The sequence below is a fragment of the Mycobacterium shimoidei genome (assembly GCF_900417275.1).
GTDB classification, from domain to species: Bacteria; Actinomycetota; Actinomycetes; order Mycobacteriales; family Mycobacteriaceae; genus Mycobacterium; species Mycobacterium shimoidei.
Window position 1 is genome coordinate 2,499,381 of sequence record NZ_UEGW01000001.1, and the last position, 24,376, is coordinate 2,523,756.

The window sequence follows — 24,376 nt, forward strand, 5'->3', positions numbered from 1 at the left end:
GGACGGCTCAGCGGAACGCCGAGTCGATGATCTCCTGCTGCTCGACGGCGTGCACCTTCGACGAGCCAGATGACGGGGCCGACATCGCACGACGCGAAATCCGTTTGAGGCCAACCAATTTATCCGGAATCAATTCGGGCAACTCCAAGCCGAACCGCGGCCAGGCGCCCTGGTTGGCCGGCTCCTCTTGAACCCAGAAGTATTCCTTGACGTTCGGGTAGCGGTCCAGCGTTTCGTTGAGCCGCCGCCTGGGTAGCGGCGCCAACTGCTCGATCCGCACGATCGCGACGTCGTCACGGTTGTCCTTGGCTTTGCGGGCCGCCAATTCGTAGTACAGTTTGCCGCTCGTCAGCAGCATCCTGGTGACTTTGTCGCGTTCACCGACACCGTCTTCATAGGTGGGCTCTTCGAGCACCGAACGGAACTTCATCTCGGTGAATTCCTTGAGGTCGCTGACCGCAGCCTTGTTGCGCAGCATCGACTTTGGCGTGAACACGATCAGCGGCCGCTGGATTCCATCAAGTGCATGGCGGCGCAGCAAGTGGAAGTAGTTCCCCGGGGTCGACGGCATCGCGATCGTCATCGAACCCTCCGCCCACAGCTGCAGGAAGCGTTCGATGCGGCCCGACGTGTGATCGGGACCCTGGCCTTCGTGGCCGTGCGGCAGCAGCAGCACCAGGTTGGACAGCTGCCCCCACTTGGCCTCACCGGAGCTGATGAACTCATCGATGATGGACTGAGCGCCGTTGACGAAGTCGCCGAATTGCGCCTCCCACAACACGCATGCGTCCGGGTTACCCACCGTGTAGCCGTATTCGAAGCCAACGGCGGCGAATTCGGACAGCGGCGAATCGTAGACCAGGAACCTACCACCGGTGGGGGTGCCGTCGGGATTGGTGGCCAGCAGTTGCAGCGGCGTGAACTCGGCTCCGGTCACCCGGTCGATGATCACCGCATGCCGCTGGGAGAATGTGCCGCGCCGGGTGTCCTGGCCGGACAGCCGCACCAATTTACCTTCCGCTACAAGCGAACCCAACGCCAGCAGCTCGGCAAACGCCCAGTCGACCTTGCCTTCGTAGGCCATTTCCCGCCGCTTTTCCAGCACCGGCTTGACCCGCGGGTGCACGGTGAAGCCTTCCGGCATGGCCAGATGCGCATCACCGATCCGGGCCAACAGTGACTTGTCCACGGCCGTGGAAAGCCCGGCGGGGATCATTTGATCGGACTCCACCGATTCGCTGGGACCCACGCCGTGCTTTTCCAGTTCGCGGACCTCGTTGAAGACGCGCTCCAATTGGCCCTGGTAGTCGCGCAGGGCGTCCTCGGCTTCCTTGATCGAGATATCGCCACGGCCGATCAGCGCTTCGGTGTAGCTCTTGCGCACCCCGCGCTTGTTGTCGATGACGTCGTACATGTACGGGTTCGTCATCGACGGGTCGTCGCCCTCGTTGTGACCGCGACGGCGGTAACAGAGCATGTCGATGATGACGTCCTTGTGGAACGTCTGACGGAAATCCACCGCCAGCCGCGCCACCCATTCACACGCCTCGGGGTCGTCGCCGTTGACGTGGAAGATCGGCGCCCCGATCATCTTTGCGACATCGGTGCAGTACTCGCTGGACTTGGAGTGCTCCGGCGATGTGGTGAAGCCGATCTGGTTGTTGACGATGATGTGGATGGTGCCGCCGACCCGGTAGCCGGGTAGCAGCGCCAGGTTCAGTGTTTCGGCCACCACGCCCTGCCCGGCGAACGCGGCGTCGCCGTGCAGCATCATCGGCACCACCGAGAAGCCATCCTCGGACATGCCTTTGTCCAACAGATCCTGCTTGGCCCGCACCAATCCCTCGAGTACCGGGTCAACGGCCTCCAGGTGCGACGGGTTGGCGGTCAGCGAGACCTGAATGTCGTTGTCGCCGAACATCTGGATGTACGTACCGGTGGCACCGAGGTGGTACTTGACGTCACCGGAACCGTGCGCCTGTGCCGGATTCAGGTTGCCTTCGAACTCGCTGAAAATCTGTGAGTACGGCTTGCCGACGATATTGGCCAGCACGTTGAGTCGTCCGCGGTGCGGCATCCCGATCACGACTTCGTCGAGCGCGTGCTCGGCGCACTGGTCGATCGCGGCGTCCATCATCGGGATGACGGCCTCGGCGCCCTCCAGTGAGAACCTTTTCTGCCCAACGTATTTGGTCTGCAGAAAAGTTTCGAACGCCTCGGCGGCATTGAGCTTGCTCAGAATATATTTCTGTTGGGCGACGGTGGGCTTTTCGTGCTTGACCTCGATTCTTTCCTGCAGCCACTTCTGCTGTTCGGGTTCGAGAATGTGGGTGTACTCGACGCCCACGTGGCGGCAGTAGGCATCGCGCAGTAAGCCCAGCACGTCGCGCAGCTTCTTGGACTGGGCACCGGCGAATCCGTTGACCTTGAACACGCGCTCTAAGTCCCACAGCGTCAGGCCGTGGGTCAGGATGTCGAGGTCGGGGTGACTGCGAAACCTGTTGTTGTCCAGCCGCAGCGGATCGGTGTCGGCCATCAGATGTCCGCGGTTGCGGTAGGCCGCGATCAGCTCGACGACACGGGCGTTCTTGTCGACGATCGAATCCGGATTGTCCGGACGCCATCGCACCGGCTCGTAGGGGATGGAGAGCTCGCGGAAGATATCGTCCCAGAACTCATCCGACAGGATCATCTCGTGGATGGTGCGCAAGAAGTCGCCCGACTCCGCGCCCTGGATGATGCGGTGGTCGTACGTCGAGGTCAGCGTGATGAGCTTGCCGATCCCGAGTTCGGCGATCCGTTCGGGGCTGGCGCCCTGGAACTCGGCGGGGTATTCCATTGCGCCGACACCGATGATGGCGCCCTGGCCGGCCATCAGTCGCGGCACCGAATGCACGGTGCCGATGGTCCCGGGGTTCGTCAACGAAATCGTCACGCCGGCAAAGTCTTCAGCGGTTAGCTTGCCATCGCGGGCGCGGCGGACTATGTCCTCATAGGCGGTGACGAACTGTGCGAAGCGCATCGTCTCGCAACGTTTGATCCCGGCCACGACCAGAGANGGCGCGGGTTGGGCGGGGGCGGCCGGCGCAGCCGGGGCTGTCGAGCGGCCGTCACCCGCGGTCGCTACGTCGCTCGTCGCCTCCGGGTTGTAGTCGACCAGAAACTCATGCCAGCTCGGGTCGACCGAGGAGGGGTCGTCGCGAAATTTGCGGTACATCTCCTCGACCAACCATTCGTTTTGCCCGAATGGTGAATTCGTACTGCTCACGGCAGCTGCTCGCCTCTCACTTACAGCGGTCCTGTGGTTTCCGCCCCATAAAGGCTAACCCTTTGCCGAGGATCCGCGTCGGCGTCGTCGACACCGCTGTGATGGCGTCCTGAAAGCAGACTCGCCGCGGGCTCGATGGCGGCGACCCGCTGCGCCCGGCTTCGCCGCGCTTGCGATCGCCGCGGGCTCGATGGCGGCGACCCGCTGCGCCCGGCTTCGCCGCGCTTGCGATCGCCGCGGGCTCGATGGCGGCGACCCGCTAGCCCGCGTCGCGAACGCTCGGCAGCAGGTGCAGGGTGACCGGCCAGCGGCTCGGCGGTGCGCCGAACGCCTCCCGGGCGTTGGTGATGATCTTCTTGCCGATGATGCGGTTGCCGACCCCGCCGACGACTGCGCCGACACCGACCGGCAGCATCTTGCCGAACAGCAAGGTGCTGCGCCGCAGGGTGTACCGCCGGACGGCATATTTGAGCAGCCTGGAGTTGAGCTGCGACACCGCCGGCATAGGCAGCGTCGCCACGCCATCGGACAGCCAGGCCCCGTTGGTGCGGCCGGGTCCGATCAGTTCTGCCAGAGCGTGCTTGCTGTCGTCGCCGACCAGCACGGACAGCACCAAAGCCCGGCGTCGTTCCCGGTCGTCGGTGGAGATGCCGTGCACCGCGCCGACCGCCAAGGCGAAGAAAGCGGTCGCCTCCAGGAACACCGCGGTTTCCCCCGCGGCAACAGAGAGTGCGGCCACCGTCCCCACGCCCGGCAGCGCCGCAGCCGAACCCACTGCCGCCCCGCTGGCCGCCACTGCGGCCAGGTAACGCTTTTCCAGTTTGGAGACGATCGCAGCCGGGGATGCGCCTGGGTCGGTGTGGCGCAGCCGGTCGACATATGTCTTCGCCAAGGGCGCCTGTGAACGCGACACACGCTCGATGACGTGCGCTAATGCGCGCACGGATGCCTTGGGTTTGCCGTTGTCGGCGGTCTGCGGGTCCGCCTTGGACCTGCTCCTTCGGGAGCTCATAGTGCCTCCGTAGCTGTGCCCGGTTGCCGGCTACTCCTGGTCGCCGGACGAATGGCGTTGCTCCAGGCTAACGCCGCGGGCGCCGAAGGTGGGGCAGGCGCCGTCGTAACTGGTCCACCGGGAATAATCCCGACCGGACACACCGCGGCTTGTCAGCGCACTTGCATGCATCGATACTCTCGGTTCGGAGGCCGCGGCGAATGCCGTTGACGAGCGCATCGGGGCAATGGAGACCCGAGCCGCCGAGATCACGGCGCTCCGCGACGCCGGCGTCACGCCGGCCGTCGGGTATCCGGCGGCGTTGGATTACTTGCTGACCGCAACGCGAGCCGAGTTTCATGGCTGCGACGGTTCGTTAACTCGCTGCGTTCCGGTCGGCTGCAGTGGCAGCAGGACATGGGCTTCGGGGGCCGAGACGAGGTGAACACATGACGCCCACGGCGACTACTCGGGCACCGGGTGGACGCCCCCGACGCAGTGCGCCGCCGAGGACGCGGATTGACAGCCGAAACCCCTGGGCCGCGCTGTGGACGATGATGGTCGGCTTCTTCATGATCCTGCTCGACTCGACCATCGTCGCGGTCGCCAATCCCAGCATCATGGCCGAGCTGCGAACCGGATACGACACGGTCATCTGGGTGACCAGCGCCTACTTGCTCGCCTTCGCGGTGCCTCTGCTGGTGGCCGGCCGACTCGGTGATCAGTTCGGCCCGAAGAACGTGTACCTGACCGGCCTGGCGGTGTTCACGGCCGCGTCGTTGTGGTGCGGTCTGTCCGCCAGCGTGGGCATGCTGGTCGCCGCACGGGTGGTGCAGGGCATCGGCGCCGCGCTGCTGACGCCGCAGACATTGACGACGATCACCCGCATCTTCAGGCCCGATCGTCGTGGCGTGGCGATGAGCGTGTGGGGCGCCACCGCCGGTATGGCCACCCTGGTGGGTCCCCTGGCCGGTGGCATCCTGGTCGACGCGTCCGGCTGGGAGTGGATTTTCATCGTCAACGTCCCGATCGGCGTGATCGGGCTCGGATTGGCGTATTGGTTGGTCCCGGCGTTGCCCACCCACCCGCACCGCTTCGATCTCGCCGGCGTCGCACTGTCCGGGGTCGGGATGTTCCTGATCGTGTTCGCCCTCCAGCAGGGCCAGTCCGCGGGGTGGGCGCCGTGGATCTGGGCGGTGATGGTGGCCGGGATCGGTTTCATGGTCGCTTTCGTCTACTGGCAGTCGGTCAACACCCGCGAGCCGCTGATACCGCTGGATATCTTTCGGGACCGCGATTTCAGCCTGTCCACGGTCGGAGTGGCGGTCATCGGGGTCGCCGCGGCGGCGATGGTGCTGCCGTTGGTGTTCTACGCACAGGCGGCGTGCGGACTGTCGCCGACGCGCTCGGCGCTACTGACGGCTCCGATGGCGATCACCAGCGGACTGCTCGCCCCGATCGTGGGCAGGATTGTGGACCGCGCCCACCCCCGGTCGGTGATCGGCTTCGGATTCTCGATATTGGCGATCGCGCTGACCTGGCTGTCGATCGAGATGACGCCGACGACGCCCATCTGGCGGCTGGCCTTGCCGTTTGTGACGCTCGGCGTCGGGATGGCGTTCATCTGGTCGCCACTGGGCGCGACCGCGACCCGCAACCTGCCGGCCCGTCTGGCCGGCGCCGGTTCGGGTGTGTACAACACGACCCGGCAGGTCGGTGCGGTGCTCGGCAGCGCCAGCATCGCAGCGTTCATGACGTGGAGGATCACCGAAGAGCTGCCGCCGATGCCGGGTGGCCTGCATGGCGAGGCACCCGACGGCGGGGCGCTGCAGCTACCGGAGTTCCTCCGCGAGCCGTTCTCGGCGGCGATGTCCCAGGCGATGCTGCTGCCGGCGTTTGTCGCGCTTTTCGGGGTGACCGGTGCGATGTTCATGATCGGCTTCACCCCGTCGACCAACACTGCTCACGCCGCCGGGCGGTGGCCCGCCGCGGACGACCGATCACGTCTCGACGGGTTGGGCGCCCGGACCGGACGGATCCGTCCCATGCCCAATATTTCCGACGACTTCGACGACTATCTTGAATACCTGGTGCCACGTCCTCCCGAGGCCCGACCCGAGCCGGTCGAGGTCAACGAGTCCGATACGCAGCCGCTGAGAACCCGGCAGGCCCCAGTCGAGCATGCCCCAGTCGACCCTCCGAAACCCGAGCCAATTGGCTTTGCGCACAACGGCTTCCACGTCGACGACGAGCAGCGCTTCCGGCCGCTCACCGAATTCGCCTCGGAGTATCGCAACGGCTACGAGCGCCCACCGCGTCACGGACTGCATGGACAGGCGTCACCGCCGCCGCGTCGCAATCGGCACTACCGGCCCGATCCCGACGAGTCGGCGGGTTACGGACGGCATTCGTTTCGCGACGACGACTACTAGACGAGTCCTAGTCGAACCTGGAGATCAGCGACATGAACGCGCCTAGATCCACCAGAGCGGTCGGGGTGCCGGGCAGGTAGTCGGTGAGCGTCTCGGCGTGCACGATGACCGTCGCGTATTGCGCCCGGCTTACGGCCACATTCAACCGATTCCGGTTGAGCAGGAATGGAATTCCGCGCGGGATGTCCTCGACGGAGGAAGCGGTCATCGAGACGAACACCATCGGTGCCTGTGCGCCCTGAAACTTGTCGACGGTGCCCACTCGGACGCCGCCGAGGCCGGTCGCGGCCAACCGTTCGCGGAGCAGCACAACCTGTGCGTTGTAGGGCGCCAGCACCAATACATCGGAAACCTGCAACGGCCGGCTGCCGTGCTCGTCGGTCCACGCCGAGCCGAGCAGTCGGGCGATCTCGGTCACGATCGCTTCGGCTTCCTCCGGGCTCTCGGTCGAGTTGCCCTCATGGTCAACGGCAAGCGCGTGAACTCCGGGTTCATACCCGTCGAGACGACGAGCGGTGGTGCGTTCGACATGAGAATGCAGCCGGCCCTCATAGCACAACCTCGACACCGGTTCGCACAGCGCGGGATGCATTCGGTAGGTGCGGTCCAAAAAGTAGCCGCGTTCGGCGGGCAATGTGCGCCGGCCATCGACCAGCCAGCCGAGCGCGGAGACGTCGACCGGTTCGGGATGAGTGCCCTGGCTGACTTGCGGCAACTGCTGTGGATCCCCTAGCAGCAGCAAGTTTCGGCTCGCGGGTGCGACCGCGATGGTGTTGGCCAAACAGAACTGGCCGGCCTCATCGATCACCAGCAGGTCCAAACTGCCACGCGGCACGCGGTTGTCGTTGGCGAAGTCCCATGCCGTGCCGCCGATTACGCACCCGTCCGAACCGGTGATGAATGCGGCGTAGTCGTTTTCGCTGATGTGTTGCCAGGCCGGATCGGCGCGGTCATAGGGCTTCTTGGCGACGCGTTGCGGATCGATCCCAACCGATACCGCGCAATCGAGCAGGTTCTCCACCACGGCGTGCGACTGTGCGACCACACCGATCCGCCAGCCGTGCTCGGCGACAAGTCGAGTGATGACCCGCGCCGCCGTGTAGGTCTTGCCGGTTCCGGGCGGTCCGTGTACCGCGACGTATGACGAGTCCAGGTCCAACACCGCCTCGGTAATGGCCGCCGCGGTGTCGGGATGGCGTGGCAGCGACGCGCCGGTGCGGGTTCGCGGCGCGCGCCGCGACAGGATGTCGAAGATGGCGCTGCGCGGCAGCTGCGGCAAGCCGGCGGCAACCTCGGCGGCCGTCACCTCGATTGCCTCCCGCAACTTCGCCGTCCCGATCGGAGGGCCCGGCGTCAGCGCAAACGGAAGCTGGTGAAAGGTGCTGCCGTCCTTGGCTGTTCGTTCTAAGATCACCACTTCGGTCGGCACCGTGAAATCGTCGGCCTCGATCACGTCGGCGTGGCCTGCCGCTCGACGATCCGGATGGTCGGTCAACCCTGGCGGGGCGGGCGGTTCGTACAGCGCGAACACTGAGGACTTGAGTTCGCCGCGGGCCAGTGTTCCGGCCAGCCGCACTCTGCGCTGCTGCTTGCGGGCTCGTGGGGGCTGATTCCAGTCTGTTGTTACCGACGCGTCCTCGACGAGGAAAACGTCTGTGTCATCCGACCATTCCTCAACCGGATAGTTCAATCGGTCGAAGTGGGCCCACCAGAACGGCTTATCCTCGCGGCGGTGATAGCCGCGCGCGGCGGCCATCAGCGCGACCGCCGTCTGCTCCGGGGTACGGTCGTCGACGGCGGAGTCACCGGCGAATTCGGCCAGGGTGGCTGCCAGCGAATCAGCTGGCTCGACGCTACCGCCATCCGAAACAGGTTGAGCGCCAATCGGTGTGATGCTGGCTTCGAAGGCGCGCATCAGCAGCCAGTCACGCAGCGCACGCGTCGACCGGCAATCGTGGTGGTTGTATTCCTCGATCTCTTTGAGCGCCATGGCGGCGTCGTCGTGGCGGCCGTCGGAGCGCAGCGCGCAGAACCGGGCGTACTGGGTGATCGAATCCGCGGCGGTGGTGACGTCACCGGCGCGCTCCCGGCCCATGAAGAGCGGCTCCAAGGCCTTCAGGCCGAACGACTCAGCGCCAACGCGGATACTCTTGCGAACCAATGGATATAGGTCGACCAGTATTCCGCTGCGCAGCAGTTCGTCGACCTCGTCTTCGCCGACGCCGTGTCGCCCGGCGAGCCGCAGCAGCGCCGTCTTCTCGTAGGCCCCGTAATGGTAGATGTGCATGCCGGGGTAACGCTTGCGCCGACGCGCCACCATGGCCAGAAAGTCGGTCAGGGCTTTACGTTCCTCGGCGAGGTTATGGGCCCACAGCGGACGAAAAGCGCCCCGGGCTTCCAGGACGCCGAACAGGTACTCCAGCCCCCACTGGCTGCCGTCGGCGGTCCACATCGGGTCGCCTTCGAAATCGAAGAACAGATCACCGTCGTCGGGGTTGGGCAACACCGCCAGCGGCTGGGCGTCGGCGATCTCGAATTGCGGAGTGCCGGTTCGGCGTTCGGTGACTTGCAGCTTCGCTTGCGCGGTGAGCTTGGCCAGGACGCGGGGCGCCAGGTCGGGTATCGGGCCGGCGTGATCGGCGAGTTCGGCGACTGTGCTGATCCCGGCGTCGAGCAGCTTGGCTCGTTGGCTCACCCGCATTCCCGCGACGAGCAACAGATCGTCGGTGGCCCGCACCTGCTCTTGGCACAGCGGACAGCGGAAGCACGCCCCCACCCGCTCGTCTTCCCACGACACCGGTTGCTCTGCGGCGTAGTGCTGGTCGAGCAGCCGTTGGACCCTGGACCGCTGGGCGCGATACACCGGAATCAGCTCATCGACGCGGTAGCGCAGCACGGTGCCGTCGCCGAGCATCAGTTCGGCCTCGGGCGCCACCGCGACACCCGAGCGCGCCAGCGTGTCGGCGTAGGCGGCCAGCTGCAACAGCGCGGTGACCTTGGCCGAGCGGGCCAGCTTGGTGTCGGTGACGCGGTAGTGCGCGCCGTCGCGCACCAGAAAATCGGCAAACCCGACGAAGCGGCCGTCGAACATCGCCGCCTGATACACCACCGGCGCGTCGGCGGCGATGGCCCGCCGGGTGGCATCGGCCGCGGCACTCAGCCCGGCGATGGTGTATGCGGGACGGCCGACGACGGCAACGGCATCGCCGAATTCGTCGCGATACCGGTCGAGTTGGCGCCGTTCATGCTCGTCACCGAGTTCAGCGGTGCGGGCCAGCAGCTCGTCCTCGACGGCCACCGCCGGACCGCGGCCAAGCTTGACGTCGAATGCGCGCAGCAGCGCGTATTCGCATCGGGACGCTGCCGCAAGGTCCGAGGCGCTGTAGACGACGTTGTCGTCGATGACGAACACAGCGCCACTGTAAGTCAGCCATCCGACACCCCGGTGCCGCGAGCGGGCGCAAATGTACGCCCGCAGCGGCGTGTCGACGTACAAACACGCCCGCTCGCGGCAGAGGGGTGGGCGGGCTTAGCCGGGGGTGTTTCCGATCAGCTCCACCCCGTTGCCGTTCCAGTGGAACTTCACCACGCTGGTCAACCCGGTGATCCCGCCGGAGTAGGTCAGCGCCACCGTGTCACCGGTGGACTGCGACGTGTCCACGCCGGTGAACCCGTACGTGTCGGGCACCCCTTGCGGAATGTACTTGCCGAGATGGAACATCACCGCCCTGGTGTTGGCGTTCTCGGCGTTGGTGTTGGCCTTGACGATCACCGCCGACAGCTGGGCGCACTCGCTGTAATTGCCCGCCACTGGCTCGGTGTTCCAGGGTTGGTGGCTGCGCGGATCGCGAGGCAGCTCGGAAACCGCCCGGGCGATCGCGGGATTGGCGAGATCGATTGCGCACGGGTCGGCCGGCGCGGCGCCACCGGACGGCGTCAGGACCGCCGGCGGGGGAGCGGCCCTGCCGGGGGCTGTGCTCGGATGCGGTGTGCTGGCCTCCGGCGTCTTGGCGACGGTCGAATCGCCTGATCCGCAGCCGGTCAGGGTGGCCGTGGTCACCACGACGGCACCCGTCAACCCCTTCCACACAACGCAGCACCGTACCGGCAGCCGGCCTGCGAGTGTGGCAGGCACGGCTGTACACCCGGATCGTTGCAGTACGAGCACTAGACTCGTTGGGCAATGGCCTCCCAAGACGACGCGACTCCCTCCTTCGCCGACCTGCAGATCCACCCCTCGGTGCTGCAGGCCGTCGTCGACGTCGGTTACGAGTCGCCGTCGGCCATCCAGGCGGCGACCATTCCGGCGTTGATGGCCGGGTCAGACGTGGTGGGGTTGGCACAGACCGGCACCGGTAAGACGGCCGCATTCGCGATTCCGATTCTGTCCAAGATCGATACCGGTAGCAAAGCGACGCAAGCACTGGTGTTGGCGCCCACCCGTGAACTTGCCCTACAGGTCGCTGAGGCGTTCAGCCGCTACGGTGCGCACCTGCCGCAGATCAACGTGTTGCCGATCTACGGGGGATCCTCGTATGCCGTGCAACTGTCGGGGCTCAAACGCGGAGCGCAAGTCGTCGTCGGGACCCCCGGCCGGATCATCGATCACCTCGAACGCGGGACACTGGATCTGTCGCACCTCGACTACCTGGTGCTCGACGAGGCCGACGAAATGCTGCAGATGGGCTTCGCCGAAGACGTCGAGCGAATCTTGGCCGACACCCCCGAATACAAGCAGGTTGCCCTATTCTCGGCGACGATGCCGCCGGCGATCCGCAAGCTGACGGCCAAATACCTGCATGAGCCGCTCGAGGTCTCCATCGACACCAAAACCAAGACGGCTGCCAACATTTCGCAGCGCTACATCCAAGTTGCCGGCCCGCGCAAGATGGATGCGCTGACCCGGATCCTGGAGGTAGAGCCGTTCGAAGCGATGATCGTCTTCGTCCGCACCAAGCAGGCCACCGAGGAAGTCGCCGAAAGGCTGCGTGCGCGAGGGTTTTCCGCGGCGGCCATCAACGGCGACATTGCGCAGGCCCAACGTGAGCGGACCATCAGTGCGCTGCGTGACGGTGGGCTCGACATTCTGGTCGCCACTGATGTCGCCGCCCGCGGACTCGACGTCGACCGCATCTCGCATGTGCTCAACTACGACATCCCGCACGACACCGAGTCCTATGTGCACCGGATCGGACGCACCGGCAGGGCAGGACGATCGGGTGCCGCGCTGTTGTTCGTCTCACCACGCGAACGCCACCTGCTCAAGTCGATCGAGAAGGCAACCCGGCAAAAGCTCATCGAGGCGGAACTGCCCAGCGTGGAAGACGTCAACGCGCAGCGGGTGGCGAAGTTCGCCGACTCCATCACCGATGCAATCGGGTCTCCGGGAACCGAATTGTTTCGCAAACTGGTCGAGGACTACGAACGCGAGCACGACGTTCCGATGGCCGACATCGCGGCGGCCCTCGCGGTGCAGTCCCGCGACGGCGAGTCGTTTCTCATGCCGCCGGAGCCACCGCCCGACCGTCGCCCGCCAGAGCGCCGGGACCGGTCGGCCAAGCCCGCACGCGGACCAAAAGACGGGTTCGCCACCTACCGCATCGCTGTGGGCAAGCGGCACAAGGTTGGCCCGGGTGCGATCGTCGGCGCCATCGCCAACGAGGGTGGCCTGCACCGCAGCGATTTCGGACATATTTCGATCGGCCCGAACTACTCATTAGTGGAGTTGCCGGCCAAATTGCCCCGTGCTGCGCTCAAAGCGCTTGAGCGCACCCGTATTTCGGGCGTTCTGATCAATCTGCGACCGGATCGTCGAGACGGCGCCAAACCGCGGCGGAAAAACGCCGGATGACCGTCTCGGACGCCCAGGAAGCCCAGGGGGGACTCGAGCAAGTTGCTGGGCCGGACCGCGTTGCGTCGCTGACCGGTATCCGCGCGGTCGCCGCATTACTCGTGGTGGGCACACACGCGGCATACACAACCGGCAAATATCCGCACGGGTACGCCGGGCTGCTCGGCTCACGGATGGAGATCGGGGTGCCGATCTTCTTTGTGCTGTCGGGCTTCTTGTTGTTCCGGCCATGGGTGCAGGCGATCGCGGCCGACGGCCCGGCGCCGTCGGTGCGTCGCTATGCGTGGCACCGGGTACGGCGCATCATGCCGGCCTACGTCGTCACGGTGCTGGCCGCTTACTTGGTCTATCAGTTCCGGACCGCCGGCCCGAATCCTGGCCACAACTGGATTGGCTTGGTGCGCAACCTCACGTTGACGCAGATTTACACCGGCAACTACCTGGGCTCGTATCTGCATCAGGGACTCACCCAAATGTGGAGCCTGGCGGTGGAAGCCGCGTTCTACGTAGTTTTGCCGGTGTTGGCCTACCTGCTGCTGGTGAGGGTGTGCAAGCGGCGGTGGCAACCCGTTCGGTTGTTGACCGCTTTGGCGTTGCTGTCCTTGATTACCCCGGCGTGGCTGGTCTTGGTGCATTCTGTCACCTCCGTGCCCAACGGCGCTCGGCTGTGGCTGCCCACCTACTTGGCGTGGTTCCTGGCCGGGATGGCGCTGGCGGTGCTGCAGGCGATGGGCGTGCGCTGTTATGCGTTCGTCGCGATACCGTTGGCGCTGATCAGCTATCTGATCGCCGCTACCCCTATCGCCGGCGCACCGACCACGTCACCGCAGGGACTGGCGGAAGCGCTGGTCAAGTCCGGCTTTTACGCGGCCATCGCCGCGCTGGCGGTGGCGCCGCTGGCGCTGGGCAACCGCGGTTGGTACAGCAGAGTGCTGGCAAGCCGACCGATGGTGTGGTTGGGCGAGATCTCCTACGAGATCTTCCTGATCCATTTGGTCACAATGGAGATCGCGATGGTCGAGGTGGTGCGATACCCGGTCTACACCGGCTCGATGCTGAACCTGTTCGTCGCGACGCTGGTGATCACCATCCCGCTGGCGTGGCTGCTGCACCGCTTCACTCGGGTGCGCGGCTGAGCCGGCCGGTCATGACCGGCACCACGAATTCTTCGATCATCCTCTGCTCGTCGGTGTCGTCGTGCCCGGGGAAGATCAGCAGTGAGGTGATCACGCGGACCAACCAGCGGGCGCGTCGTTCGACCAAGGCCGGATCGTCGTTACCCAGCTGATTGACGAACGCGGCCGCCAGTTTCGTGATCACTTCGGACCGCTCGGCCATCTCCGCCCCCAGCGGCGGGCGAGTGGCAGCGAACCAGGATGACAGCGGCGGACTTTCGCGCACCAGACGCAGCGTGGTGATGACACCGGCGACAAGTCTCTCCCGCGGATCGTGGATGCCGCGGATCTTCTCGGTGATCACGTCGTGGAGCCGGTAGGTTTCGCGGTGTACATAGGCGGTGTGCAGCGCGTCGCGGTTCTCGAAGTATCGGTATAGCGTCGCGCGGGAACATCCGGCGGCGCGGGCGATTTCATTCATCCCCACTGACGTCGGGTCGTTGGCGGTAAACAGCTGCTCGGCAGCGTCGAGAATCCGGTCGGCGGCGACCTCGGTGCGACGGGCCGCCAGCCAGTCGCTGCCGGCCATCAGGACAGCACCCGGAACGGGACCGACAGCGGACGTCGCACGTAGTTACCCCCCGCCCACACGATGCCGGCCACATCGACTTCGAAATCCGGGCAGCGCGACAGCAATTCGGTCAGTGCGACTCGCGACTGCATCCGTGCCGCAGCCGCGCCCAGGCAGTGGTGTGCGCCGTGGCTGAACGTCAGGATGTTGCGCGGACACCGACGCACGTCGAGCTCACCGGCGTCGGGGCCGTATTGGCGTTCGTCGCGGTTGCCCGATCCGTAAAGCAGCAGCACCTTGCGTCCCGCCGGCACGGTGGTGTCGCCGATCGTCACGTCACGAGTGGCGGTGCGCGCCAAGCCTTGCACCGGAGAGGTCAACCGCAGCAGCTCATCGACCGCGTCGGGAATCAAATCGGGGTTGTCGACCAGAAGCCGGCGCTGATCGGGGCGCTCATGGAGTAGTTGCATTGAGCCGCCCAGCATCCCGGTGGTGGTGTCATTGCCGCCGGTGACCATCGTGAAGGTGAATGCCAGCACCGACAGCATGCCGGCGACGTCGCCGTCCGCGCCGACCCCGGCGGCTACCAGGTGCGAGATCGTGTCGTCTTCGGGCTCGTGGCGGCGCCGCTCGATCAAGCCGGTGAAGTAGGTCATCATCGAGGTGACCGCGTCGCCGGCGCTGGCGATGCCGTTGACTTCAGTGTTGGCCGCGACGATGGCCTCCGTCCAGCCGTCGAACTGGGTCCGGTCTTCTTCCGGGACACCCAGGTAATGCGCGACGACCATCGACGGAAGCGGCTTGAACAGCTCCGTGACGATGTCACCGCCGCCGTTGGCGCGCAGCCGCTCGATGCGCTCCACGACGAACTCGCGCACTTTGGGCTCTACCGCCTCGACTTGTCGCGGCGTGAAACCGCGCGACACCAGCTTGCGAAACTCGGTGTGCACGGGCGGATCCTGCATCACCATCGGTGGATTGTCTTGCAATCCAATGAGTTCGAGTTCATGGTAGTTGACCGTCAGTCCCTGCGCCGACGAGAAGGTTTCGTGGTCGCGTGCCGCCGCCCAGATGTCGGCATGCCGGGACAGGACGTAGTAGTCGTGGTCGGGCCTGTCCGTGGGGACGACGTGATGCACCGGGTCGTGATCGCGCAGCGCTTTGTACATCGCCCACGGGGCGGGCCAGGTGTCGGCTGTGCAGAGCTCAAAGCGCGCTTTGTGAGACATCGTCGTCGTCATGTCTTATTCGTACGACAATCGCCCACTGGTGTCAAGGAGCGATGGATCAGATTCCCGCGCCGGGGTTGAGGATGCCGTGCGGATCCAGCGCATCCTTGATGCGACGATTGAGCGCCATCGCCTCGGGACCGAGATACCCGGCCAGCCAGGGGCGCTTCAGCCGGCCCACGCCGTGTTCGCCGGTGATGGTGCCGCCCAGGCCGGTGGCAAGGTCCATGATCTCGCCGTAGGCGACCTGCGCGCGCTCGGCCATCGCCGCGTCGGCGGGGTCGTAGACGATCAGCGGATGGGTGTTGCCGTCGCCGGCGTGTGCGATCACCGAGATCATCAACTCGCGGTCGGCGGCGATACTGGCTATGCCGCTCACCAGGTCGGCCAGCGCGGGCAGCGGCACGCCGACGTCTTCGAGCAACAGCGGGCCCTTGGCCTCCACGGCGGGAATCGCGAACCGGCGGGCGGCGACAAACGCCTCGCCTTCCTCGGGGTCGGCAGTCGAAAACACTTCAGTGGCACCGTGTTCGGTGAAGACTGCGGCGATGAATTCGGCGTCCTCAGCGCCCGCCTGCCCCCGTTCGTCGGAGGCGGCCAACAGCAGGGCGGCGGCACCACGGTCCAGGCCCATCCGCAGCTTGTCCTCGACCGCGTTGATCGCCACCGAATCCATGAACTCGAGCATCGCCGGGCGCAGCCGACTGGTCACCGCCAGCACCGCCTTGGCGGCGGCCTCCACCGACGCGAAGTTGGCGACCACCACAGACGACGGCTGCTGCGGGGGAACGAGCCGCAGCGTCACCTCGGTGATCACCCCGAGCGTGCCCTCGCTGCCGACGAACAACTTGGTCAGCGACAGCCCCGCGACGTCCTTGAGCCGCGGGCCGCCCAGCCGCACCGCCGTGCCGTCGGCCAGCACCACCTGGACACCGAGCACATAGTCAGTGGTGACGCCGTACTTGACGCAGCACAGCCCGCCGGCGTTGGTGGCGACGTTGCCGCCAATGCTGCAGATCTCATAGGACGACGGGTCCGGCGGGTACCACAGCCCGTATTCGGCGACGGTCTTTTTGACTTCGGCATTGAGCAATCCGGGCTGGCAGACCGCCGTGCGGGTGACCGGGTCGACGACGATGTCGCGCATCTTCTCGGTCGACAACACGATGCCGTCGTCGACCGCGGTGGCCCCGCCGGACAGGCCACTACCGGCGCCACGCGTCACCACCGGCACCCGATTTGCGCTGGCCCACCGCATGACGGTCTGCACTTCCTCGGTGCGACGCGGCCGCACCACCGCGATCGGCTTTCCCGCAGACGGGTCGAGGGCGCGGTCTTGCCGGTAACCCTCGGTGACGGACGGGTCGGTGACCACCATGCCCTCGGGCAGCTGGCCGACCAGGCTGGCTAACACGTCCGCGTTCACGACCCTGATCCTACGGAGCCGAGACGCAGCGCAGCGTTTCACAACGGTGATTAGTGGCCCGGTGAGACAGCGACCACGCTAAATTTGAGCGACGCAAGAAGGGTCGTCGCCCAGTGTTCGAACGAAGAAAACTCCGCAAAGTCGGTGCTCGCGCGTCCGCGGAGGTGATCACCGCCGAACAGTCGGCCATCTCCGTGTCGGTCGGAAACCCGAATTTGGTTGCCAACAACCAGGTTCGATGGAAGCTGCAATTGCGCGTCATGCCCGACAACGAACCACCCTTCGAAGCCGGCGTGGCTGCGCTGTTCCCTCAGCTGAGCCGGCCGCGTCCCGGCCTACGTCTGCGCGTGCTTTACGACCCGAAAAACCACAGCCGCGTCGAACTCGATCACGAACCGGTGGCAATAGCCGATACGGCCATCGACGCCATTACCGCGTCGCGTCCCGACCTGGCCGATGCCCATGTGATGGGGATGCCGATGACAGACGTGATCAGGGCGGCCATCGCCGATCCCGATGGCTTCCGGGCAGAGATGATGCGGCGTGGCGCCCAGATGCAGGAACAGGCTCTGGCCGACGCAGCGGTCCTGCCAGCCGTTCCGGAGTCCGATCCCGTCGAGCGACTCGAGCGGCTGGCCGCGCTCAAGGATCGCGGAATGCTCACCGACGCAGAATTCGACCAGCAAAAACGCAAGATCCTCGGCGACTGAGCCGACAGCGTCACGACCCAATTTCGGCGACCGTGCACAGTAGAGCGGTGAGCCTCGCCCAACTCGCCCATCCACGGACCGGTGCTCTCTTCGAATCTCCGGTGCCGCCAGGTACCGGGTGGCCGGGCGATCCGGCCACCGCCCATACCGCGGTGGCGTCGTCCCCGGCGCAGGTCGTCGCCATGGCTGAAGCCGTCGAAACACTCGGACAGCTCGACGCCCAGGTGTCGGTGTGCCGGGCCTGTCCGCGACTGGTCGACTGGCGCGAGCAGACGGCGCAAATCAAGCGGCGCTCGTTCGCCGATCAGCCGTACTGGGGCCGGCCGGTGCCCGGCTGGGGGGCCGAGCATCCGCGGGTGATGGTTATCGGGCTGGCGCCGGCCGCGCACGGCGGCAACCGGACCGGCCGGGTGTTCACCGGAGATCGGTCCGGCGATGTGCTCTTTGCGGCGATGTACCGGGCCGGCCTGGCGAATTCGCCGATCTGCGTGGACGCCGCCGACGGCCTGACGCTCATCGGAACCCGGGTGGCGGCCGCCGTGCGGTGCGCGCCCCCGGCCAACGCGCCGACGCCGACCGAGCGGGCGACCTGCGCGCCGTGGCTGACCGCGGAGTGGCGGCTGACCGGCGACGATGTGCGGGTCATCGTGGCGCTGGGCGGCTTCGGATGGCGGTCGACGCTGGACATGGTCCGCTCTGCCGGTGGCCAGATCCCGCGCCCACAGCCCAAATTCGGCCACGGCGCGACCGCGACGCTACAAGCCGCGCACGGCGAGGTGATCCTGCTGGGCTGCTATCACCCCAGCCAGCAGAACACTTTCACCGGCAAGCTCACCGCGGCGATGCTCGACGACGTCTTCGGGCGGGCCGCGCGGCTGGCAGGACTATCCCGGTGAGCGTCGACGTTGACGCCAACATGCGGCTGTCTGTCCTCGATCTCGTCCCGGTCCGCACCGACCAGACCACCGCCGATGCGCTGGCGGCCACGGTGCGGCTGGCGCAGACCGCCGACCGGCTCGGCTACACCCGTTACTGGGTCGCCGAACACCACAACATGCCGTCGGTGGGCGCCACCAGCCCGCCGGTGCTGATCGCCTACCTCGCGGCGCAGACCACCCGGCTGCGGCTGGGGTCGGGTGGGGTGATGCTGCCCAACCATGCGCCGCTCGTGGTGGCCGAGCAGTTCGCGCTGTTGGAAGCCGCAGCGCCCGGCCGCATCGACTTGGGCATCGGCCGGGCACCCGGCTCGGACCCGGTGACTTCCTACATGCTGCGCGGGCCGGCCGGCCGTGACGATCGGGATATCGAGCAGTTCCCCGACTACCTCGACCACGTGCGGGCGATGATGAGCAGCGCCGGTGTGCGGGTGCAACTGCGCGAGGGGGACTACCGGCTCAAGGCCACCCCGGCCGCGGCCACCGAACCGAGGCTGTGGCTGCTGGGCTCATCGATGTATTCGGCACAACTGGCCGCCGCCAAGGGACTGCCCTATGTGTTCGCCCACCACTTCTCCGGCAAGGGAACCGAGGAAGCGCTCGCCACCTACCGGTCGCAGTTCGTGCCCAGTGAGTTGGCCGCCGAGCCGACCACCTTTCTGACCGTCAACGCCGTGGTGGCCGAAACCCACGACGAGGCAACGGCTTTGATACTGCCGAACCTGCAGATGATGGCGCGGCTGCGTACCGGTGAGCCGCTCGGGCCACTGGGGCTCGTCGAAGACGCGCAAGACGTCGAACTCACCCCGCCGCAGCAGCACATCGTCGACAGCGGGCTGCGCCGGGCGGTGCTCGGAACCCCCGCCGAAGCCGCCGACCAGCTGCGGGCCCTCGCGGCACGGTTCGACGTCGACGAGGTGATGGTGCACCCGGTCGCGTCGGCTCACCGCGGCACCGACCCGGCCACCGCACCGGCACGCGAAACCACACTGGAGCTGTTGGCCAAGGAACTGTTTTAGGGCGTGAGCACGATGACAGGGATCGGTCTTGACGTGCGCCGCTGGTAGGCCTTGTACCGGTCGGCGTTGTTTTTGTTGACTATCTCCCACAACCGGGCATAGTCGGAGTCGTCAGGCAGCACCGGTCGCGCCGTAACGCCGAAACGTTTTGGGCCCACGTTGATTTCGACGTTCGGATTCTTACGTAGGTTGTGGTACCAGCCCGGCGATCGAGGATCGCCGCCCTTCGACGCGACGATCAGATAGTTGTCGCCGTCGCGGGCATAGGTCAGCGAGTTGGTGCGCGGCTGCCCGGTCTTGGCACCAACCGTGTGCAGCAACAACATAGGAGCCAATCCGGGGATCCGGTGACCAATGCGGCCATTGGTGCGCTTGTAGATTGCGTCGTGCATGCGCAGCAGCGGTGGTCCGAGCTGCTGTTCAACCCATTGGGATATCGCCATGAGCTCAGTCTTGTGCAGCGGCGGCGATTCGCGCCAGCGCGTCGCGCAGGATCTTGCCCGTCGCCTCCCGGTCGGGGTCGCGGCGCAGCAACATCCCCTTGGCGACGGTCAGCTTGTCGCCGTTGCGCCGGGGCAGTACGTGCAGGTGGATGTGCGACACCGTCTGGAACGCGGCGCGGCCGTCGTTGATCGCGATGTTGGTGGCGTCGGCCAACTCGGTGGCCCGGGCCGCCTTCGCGATCCGCTGTCCGATTGTCACCATCTCGGCCAGTGTCTGCGGCGGGGTGTCGGTCAGATCAACGGTGTGGCGTTTGGGCAACACCAGGGTGTGGCCGCGGGTAAACGGTCGGATGTCAAGGATGGCGAGGTAGTTGTCGTCTTCGTAGATGCGGATGGCGGGCGCTTCACCGGCGACGATCGCGCAGAACACACAGGACATAGCGCCACCGTAGTCAGTCTGCCAGGGCCGCGGCCATCGCCTCGATCGCGCGGTCCAAGATCGCCCGCGGAGTAGCGAAGTTCAGCCGTGCGAATCCGGACCCCACCGCGGCCCCGAACGGAATGCCTGGGGACAGCGCCACCTTGGCTTTCGACAGCAGATACTCGGCGGGCTCGGCCGGCAGATTCAGCGCGCGAAAGTCCACCCACGACATGTAGGTCGCCTCCGGACTGTTGATTTTGAGTCCGGGAACCGACTCCGGCAGCGTCCGGGCCAGGTGATCACGGTTGGCCCGCAGGTAGACCAACAACTCGTCCAGCCACGGGGCGCCGGCGCTGTAGGCCGCGACGTTGGCCCGAATCCCGACCGTGGATACGCCCATCGTGTGCAGCATGTTGATCCGGTCCCACGCGTCGATATCGCCGGGATTGGTCAGGACCACCTGCGCGCACACCAGCCCGGGCAGATTCCATCCTTTAGACGCCGACAGCAACGTGATCACCGTGTCGGCGGCAGTCTCGGAGACCGACGCCGCAGGAACGTGGGCTCGGTCGTAAACCAGTGGTGCGTGGATTTCGTCGGCGATCACCCGGGCGTGGTGGCGGGCCGCGATGTCCACGATGGCGCGCAGCTCGTCGGCGGTGAACGCGGTGCCGAGCGGGTTGTTGGGATTGCACAGGATCAGTGATCCCGCCCCGCCGGCGAATGCGGCGTCAAGCTCGTCCAGATCCATCACATATCGTCCCGAAAGTTCTTGAGTCATCCGGATTTCCACTCGCGGGCGGCCTGTGACATGCAGGACGTCGAAAAATGGCATGTATGCCGGAACGGGCAACACGACCGGGCTCTCAGGGCGGGTGAGGAAGTTGATGGCGACTTGCATCCCCTTGAGCACATCCGGAACGATGCGAACCGACTCCGGCCGGATACTCCATCCGTAGCGGCGCCGACACCAGTCGGCCGTCGCGTTCGGCAGCAGGTCTTCGCCGCTCGGCGGATAGCCGAACTCCTCGTTGTCGACGCACGTGCGTACCGCGTCGAGCACCACAGGTGCGGTGGGGAAGTCCATTTCCGCAATCCACAGCGCCAGCACATCGGGTCCGAACAGGTTCCACTTGATCGTCCGGCGTGCCCGAAGCTGCTCCTCGGTCAACGAATCGAACACCGAGTTGTTCATGTCGAGTAGTCTGCCTGCTCGTGGACTCACGTGAGCTGGCGTTCGCGGGCGCGGCCGAACAGGCCCGGATGTTGGCCGAAGGCGTCGTCACCGCCCCGGACTTGCTCGAGGTTTATCTGGAACGCATCGCGCAACTGGACCCGCAGCTGCACGCCTATCGCGTCGTGCTGGCCGACAGCGCGCGCGAGGAGGCCGCCGCCGCGCAACGTCGCATCGACTCCGGGGAGCGACTACCACTGCTCGGGGTGCCCATCGCGATCAAAGATGACGTCGATATCGCCGGGCAGACAACAACTTACGGCACCAGTGCGCACGGCCCGGAGGTCACCGAGGACGCCGACGTCGTGCGCGCACTGCGCGCAGCCGGTGCGGTGATCCTCGGCAAGACAGCTGTGCCCGAGTTGATGATGATGCCTTACACCGAGTCGCTGACTTTCGGGGCGACCCGCAATCCCTGGGACGTCGCCCGCACACCGGGAGGCAGCAGCGGCGGCAGCGGAGCGGCGGTGGCCGCCGGGCTGGCCCCGCTCGCATTGGGTTCCGACGGTGGCGGCTCCATTCGCATTCCGTCGACCTGGTGTGGATTGTTCGGTATCAAACCGCACCGCGATCGGGTTCCGTTGGGCCCGCACCACGATGCCTGGTGTGGTTTGAGCGTCAACGGCCCGCTCGCGCGATCGGTGCGCGACGCCGCGCTGTTCCTCGATGCGACGACGACGTTGCCTGCGCCGGAAGGCGGATTCGTCGCGGCCGCCACCCGGGCACCGACTCGACTTCGAATTGCGTTGAGTACCAAGATCCCACTGCCGACCGTGGCCCGGTGCGGTAAAGAACAGCGAAAAGCCGTCGAGCAGGCGGGCGCATTGCTGCGCGAGCTGGGGCATCAGGTGATCGCCCGCGATCCCGACTATCCGCTGACCGCCCTATGGGGCAACTATCTGCTGCACTATTTCCGGGGCATCTACAACGACGCACGCACCCTGCCGCACCCGGAGCGGTTGGAGGCGCGCACCCGCACCGTCGTCCGCATCGGGCGTCTGATCTCGGATCGGCGGATCGCGGCCGCGCGGGCGCGCGAGGCCGCACTGACCGCTCGCATCCAGTCGATTTTCGACGACGTCGACGTGCTGCTCACTCCGGGAGCTGCCATGGGACCGCTGCGCGTCGGCGCCTGCCAGCGCCGCGGCGTGATTTCGACCTTGATGACGTTGGCGCCGCGGATCCCGTATTTCCAGATCTGGAACCTGACCGGTCAGCCCGCCGCGGTGGTCCCGTGGGGACTCGACGCCGACGGGCTGCCGATGTCGGTGCAGCTGGTCGGCCGGCCCTACGACGAGGCCACCCTGCTGGCGTTGAGCGCGCAGATCGAGGCGGTGCGGCCGTGGGCGGACCGACGACCGCCGGTGTCATGAGCACGCGCCGACGTATACGTTGACGACGTGGGCGTGCCAGCCGAACTACTCGACGGTCTCGAGGGCAGTGCACGCGCGGAGCGGGCGGAGCTGATCGAGTGGCTGCTCGAGCAGGGCGTCACCGCCGAGGAGATCCGCGACTCCCCGATTCCGGTGCTGCTGGCCTCCCGTCGCTTGATCGGTGATGACGGCACGTACGTTTCGACACGCCAAATCGCGCAACGCCACGGCGTGGACCTGGAGTTGCTGCAACGCGTGCAACGCGCCATCGGAGTGGCCCGGGTCGACGATCCGGACGCCGCTGTGCACATGCGCGCCGACGGCGAGGCCGCCGCACACGTGCAACGGTTTCTCGAAGTCGGCCTGAATCCTGACGACCTGGTGCAGGTGGTTCGCGTGCTGGCCGAAGGCCTTTCGAACGCCGCGGAGGTGATGCGCTACAGCGCGTTGGCGGTCATCCTTCGGCCCGGCGCGACCGAGCTGGAAATTGCGCAGCGCTCCCGGCAACTGGTCGCCCGGATCGCGCCACTGCTGGGTCCGTGGATCGAAGACATGCTGTTGTTGCACCTGCGGCATCAGATGGAAACCGAAGCCGTCAACGCCTCCGAACGCGCGGCCGGCACCGCCCTTCCCGGGGCGCGGCAGGTCAGCGTCGCCTTCGCCGATCTCGTCGGGTTCACGCGGCTGGGTGAAGCGGTGCCGCCTGAGGAACTGGAGCAGCTCGCCAATCGGCTGGCGGAATTGGCCCGTGACGTGGCCGCGCCGCCGGTGCGATTCGTCAAGACAATCGGTGACGCGGTGATGTTCGTCTGTCCCGAGCCGGCGCCGTTGCTCGACGCGGTCCTCAAGCTCGTCGAGGTGACCGACACCGACAACGAGTTACTGCGGCTGCGGGCCGGTGTCGCGTCGGGGATGGCGGTGAGTCGGGCCGGCGACTGGTTCGGCAGCCCGGTCAATGTCGCGAGCCGGGTGACCGGGGTGGCCCGCCCCGGTGCGGTGCTGGCCGCCGAGTCGACCCGCGACGCACTCGGCGACGCGGCCGGTTTCAGCTGGTCGTTCGCCGGCGCACGCCACCTCAAGGGCATCAAGGGTGAACTGAAGCTTTTCCGTGCGCGGCGCGGCGAGACGTCGGGATAGCCGCACGCAATAGGGCAGGCCCGGTGGACATGGGGGGCGTCTCACTCATCCTGCGCGGCCGGCTTCAACCCCTGATACCGGCACTTTGGAACGGTCACATCCGGGCCTGCTTCGCGGTCAAACTTACGCCTCAGAACGCGTCGTATCAATGGTTTTCACGGGTTCACGGGTTTTCACAATCCCACTGGATTTACTGCGCGCCGGGCGACGCGACCTCCGAG

At 66.3% G+C, this 24,376-nt stretch carries 18 protein-coding genes; 8 read left to right on the top strand and 10 right to left on the bottom strand.

Annotation, left to right across the window (positions count from 1 at the left end):
• Positions 1 to 7 precede the first annotated feature (7 nt).
• Both MSP7336_RS12285 and MSP7336_RS12295 read right to left on the bottom strand, forming a co-directional pair.
• Positions 8 to 3,268 carry a multifunctional oxoglutarate decarboxylase/oxoglutarate dehydrogenase thiamine pyrophosphate-binding subunit/dihydrolipoyllysine-residue succinyltransferase subunit gene (locus tag MSP7336_RS12285; RefSeq protein ID WP_113963797.1) on the bottom strand — a complete coding sequence of 1,087 codons (3,261 nt, stop codon included), beginning with the start codon at positions 3,266 to 3,268 and terminating at the stop codon, positions 8 to 10.
• A gap of 259 nt (positions 3,269 to 3,527) precedes the next feature.
• Positions 3,528 to 4,280, bottom strand: coding sequence for a hypothetical protein (locus MSP7336_RS12295; protein ID WP_069395577.1), 753 nt, complete (start codon positions 4,278 to 4,280; stop codon positions 3,528 to 3,530).
• Between the two features lie 428 nt (positions 4,281 to 4,708).
• Here MSP7336_RS12295 and MSP7336_RS12305 point away from each other — a divergent pair, with 428 nt between their 5' ends.
• Positions 4,709 to 6,691, top strand: coding sequence for an MFS transporter (locus MSP7336_RS12305; protein ID WP_113963798.1), 1,983 nt, complete (start codon positions 4,709 to 4,711; stop codon positions 6,689 to 6,691).
• 7 nt (positions 6,692 to 6,698) lie between these two features.
• On the opposite strand, the gene MSP7336_RS12310 is transcribed toward MSP7336_RS12305, so the two are convergent.
• Both MSP7336_RS12310 and MSP7336_RS12315 read right to left on the bottom strand, forming a co-directional pair.
• Positions 6,699 to 10,103 carry a TM0106 family RecB-like putative nuclease gene (locus tag MSP7336_RS12310; RefSeq protein WP_113963799.1) on the bottom strand — a complete coding sequence of 1,135 codons (3,405 nt, stop codon included), beginning with the start codon at positions 10,101 to 10,103 and terminating at the stop codon, positions 6,699 to 6,701.
• A 117-nt stretch (positions 10,104 to 10,220) separates the two neighbouring features.
• Positions 10,221 to 10,781: an LppP/LprE family lipoprotein gene (locus MSP7336_RS12315; RefSeq protein WP_244917453.1), complete on the bottom strand. Its 561-nt coding sequence runs from the start codon at positions 10,779 to 10,781 to the stop codon at positions 10,221 to 10,223.
• Between the two features lie 93 nt (positions 10,782 to 10,874).
• Between MSP7336_RS12315 and MSP7336_RS12320 the strand changes: the two genes are divergently transcribed.
• Positions 10,875 to 12,542: a DEAD/DEAH box helicase gene (locus MSP7336_RS12320; RefSeq protein ID WP_113963800.1), complete on the top strand. Its 1,668-nt coding sequence runs from the start codon at positions 10,875 to 10,877 to the stop codon at positions 12,540 to 12,542.
• Complete coding sequence (locus MSP7336_RS12325; RefSeq protein WP_069395467.1) at positions 12,539 to 13,678, top strand: acyltransferase family protein; 1,140 nt, start codon at positions 12,539 to 12,541, stop codon at positions 13,676 to 13,678. Before MSP7336_RS12320 ends, MSP7336_RS12325 begins: the two co-directional genes overlap by 4 nt.
• On the opposite strand, the gene MSP7336_RS12330 is transcribed toward MSP7336_RS12325, so the two are convergent.
• Genes MSP7336_RS12330 through MSP7336_RS12340 form a run of 3 tightly spaced genes read right to left on the bottom strand, consistent with a single transcriptional unit; the run spans position 13,659 to position 16,883 of the window.
• The gene (locus MSP7336_RS12330) at positions 13,659 to 14,246 is read right to left on the bottom strand and encodes a TetR/AcrR family transcriptional regulator (protein WP_113963801.1); all 588 of its coding nucleotides are present in this window, start codon (positions 14,244 to 14,246) and stop codon (positions 13,659 to 13,661) included. The two genes, MSP7336_RS12325 and MSP7336_RS12330, sit on opposite strands and share 20 nt — an antisense overlap.
• The gene (locus MSP7336_RS12335; RefSeq protein WP_113963802.1) at positions 14,246 to 15,469 is read right to left on the bottom strand and encodes a cytochrome P450; all 1,224 of its coding nucleotides are present in this window, start codon (positions 15,467 to 15,469) and stop codon (positions 14,246 to 14,248) included. The genes MSP7336_RS12330 and MSP7336_RS12335 overlap by 1 nt, the downstream gene beginning before the upstream one ends.
• Positions 15,470 to 15,515: 46 nt before the next feature.
• Positions 15,516 to 16,883: an FAD-binding oxidoreductase gene (locus MSP7336_RS12340; RefSeq protein ID WP_113963803.1), complete on the bottom strand. Its 1,368-nt coding sequence runs from the start codon at positions 16,881 to 16,883 to the stop codon at positions 15,516 to 15,518.
• A gap of 113 nt (positions 16,884 to 16,996) precedes the next feature.
• On the opposite strand from MSP7336_RS12340, the gene MSP7336_RS12345 reads away from it, so the two are divergent.
• From MSP7336_RS12345 to MSP7336_RS12355, 3 genes are read left to right on the top strand one after another with little or no spacing between them, the layout of a single operon-like run.
• Positions 16,997 to 17,593 carry an SHOCT domain-containing protein gene (locus tag MSP7336_RS12345; RefSeq protein ID WP_069395464.1) on the top strand — a complete coding sequence of 199 codons (597 nt, stop codon included), beginning with the start codon at positions 16,997 to 16,999 and terminating at the stop codon, positions 17,591 to 17,593.
• A gap of 47 nt (positions 17,594 to 17,640) precedes the next feature.
• Entirely contained in the window at positions 17,641 to 18,489 is an 849-nt protein-coding gene (locus MSP7336_RS12350) for a uracil-DNA glycosylase (RefSeq protein ID WP_069395463.1), read from the top strand.
• Positions 18,490 to 18,509: 20 nt separating this feature from the next.
• Entirely contained in the window at positions 18,510 to 19,547 is a 1,038-nt protein-coding gene (locus MSP7336_RS12355; protein WP_069395574.1) for an LLM class flavin-dependent oxidoreductase, read from the top strand.
• Here the strand turns inward: MSP7336_RS12355 and MSP7336_RS12360 are convergent.
• The 3 genes from MSP7336_RS12360 to MSP7336_RS12370 are packed head-to-tail and all read right to left on the bottom strand — an operon-like array spanning position 19,544 to position 21,606.
• Positions 19,544 to 19,990 carry a nitroreductase family deazaflavin-dependent oxidoreductase gene (locus tag MSP7336_RS12360; protein ID WP_069395462.1) on the bottom strand — a complete coding sequence of 149 codons (447 nt, stop codon included), beginning with the start codon at positions 19,988 to 19,990 and terminating at the stop codon, positions 19,544 to 19,546. The two genes, MSP7336_RS12355 and MSP7336_RS12360, sit on opposite strands and share 4 nt — an antisense overlap.
• A 4-nt stretch (positions 19,991 to 19,994) precedes the next feature.
• On the bottom strand, positions 19,995 to 20,429 hold the full coding sequence (locus MSP7336_RS12365; RefSeq protein WP_069395461.1) for an HIT family protein: 435 nt from the start codon (positions 20,427 to 20,429) through the stop codon (positions 19,995 to 19,997).
• Between the two features lie 13 nt (positions 20,430 to 20,442).
• Positions 20,443 to 21,606 (bottom strand): MalY/PatB family protein, encoded by a 1,164-nt coding sequence (locus MSP7336_RS12370; RefSeq protein WP_113963804.1) that lies wholly within the window; start codon positions 21,604 to 21,606, stop codon positions 20,443 to 20,445.
• Between the two features lie 20 nt (positions 21,607 to 21,626).
• On the opposite strand from MSP7336_RS12370, the gene MSP7336_RS12375 reads away from it, so the two are divergent.
• Positions 21,627 to 23,018 carry an amidase gene (locus MSP7336_RS12375; RefSeq protein WP_113963805.1) on the top strand — a complete coding sequence of 464 codons (1,392 nt, stop codon included), beginning with the start codon at positions 21,627 to 21,629 and terminating at the stop codon, positions 23,016 to 23,018.
• Between the two features lie 27 nt (positions 23,019 to 23,045).
• Complete coding sequence (locus MSP7336_RS12380; protein ID WP_069395459.1) at positions 23,046 to 24,155, top strand: adenylate/guanylate cyclase domain-containing protein; 1,110 nt, start codon at positions 23,046 to 23,048, stop codon at positions 24,153 to 24,155.
• Positions 24,156 to 24,376 lie beyond the last annotated feature (221 nt).

Bases quoted from the DNA above. Each gene is read 5' to 3' on its own strand.
- MSP7336_RS12360 (WP_069395462.1), bottom strand. From the start codon at position 19,990: ATGGCGATATCCCAATGGGTTGAACAGCAGCTCGGACCACCGCTGCTG.
- MSP7336_RS12335 (WP_113963802.1), bottom strand. From the start codon at position 15,469: ATGACGACGACGATGTCTCACAAAGCGCGCTTTGAGCTCTGCACAGCC.
- MSP7336_RS12305 (WP_113963798.1), top strand. From the start codon at position 4,709: ATGACGCCCACGGCGACTACTCGGGCACCGGGTGGACGCCCCCGACGC.
- MSP7336_RS12330 (WP_113963801.1), bottom strand. From the start codon at position 14,246: ATGGCCGGCAGCGACTGGCTGGCGGCCCGTCGCACCGAGGTCGCCGCC.
- MSP7336_RS12365 (WP_069395461.1), bottom strand. From the start codon at position 20,429: ATGTCCTGTGTGTTCTGCGCGATCGTCGCCGGTGAAGCGCCCGCCATC.
- MSP7336_RS12320 (WP_113963800.1), top strand. From the start codon at position 10,875: ATGGCCTCCCAAGACGACGCGACTCCCTCCTTCGCCGACCTGCAGATC.
- MSP7336_RS12325 (WP_069395467.1), top strand. From the start codon at position 12,539: ATGACCGTCTCGGACGCCCAGGAAGCCCAGGGGGGACTCGAGCAAGTT.
- MSP7336_RS12355 (WP_069395574.1), top strand. From the start codon at position 18,510: ATGCGGCTGTCTGTCCTCGATCTCGTCCCGGTCCGCACCGACCAGACC.
- MSP7336_RS12370 (WP_113963804.1), bottom strand. From the start codon at position 21,606: ATGAACAACTCGGTGTTCGATTCGTTGACCGAGGAGCAGCTTCGGGCA.
- MSP7336_RS12295 (WP_069395577.1), bottom strand. From the start codon at position 4,280: ATGAGCTCCCGAAGGAGCAGGTCCAAGGCGGACCCGCAGACCGCCGAC.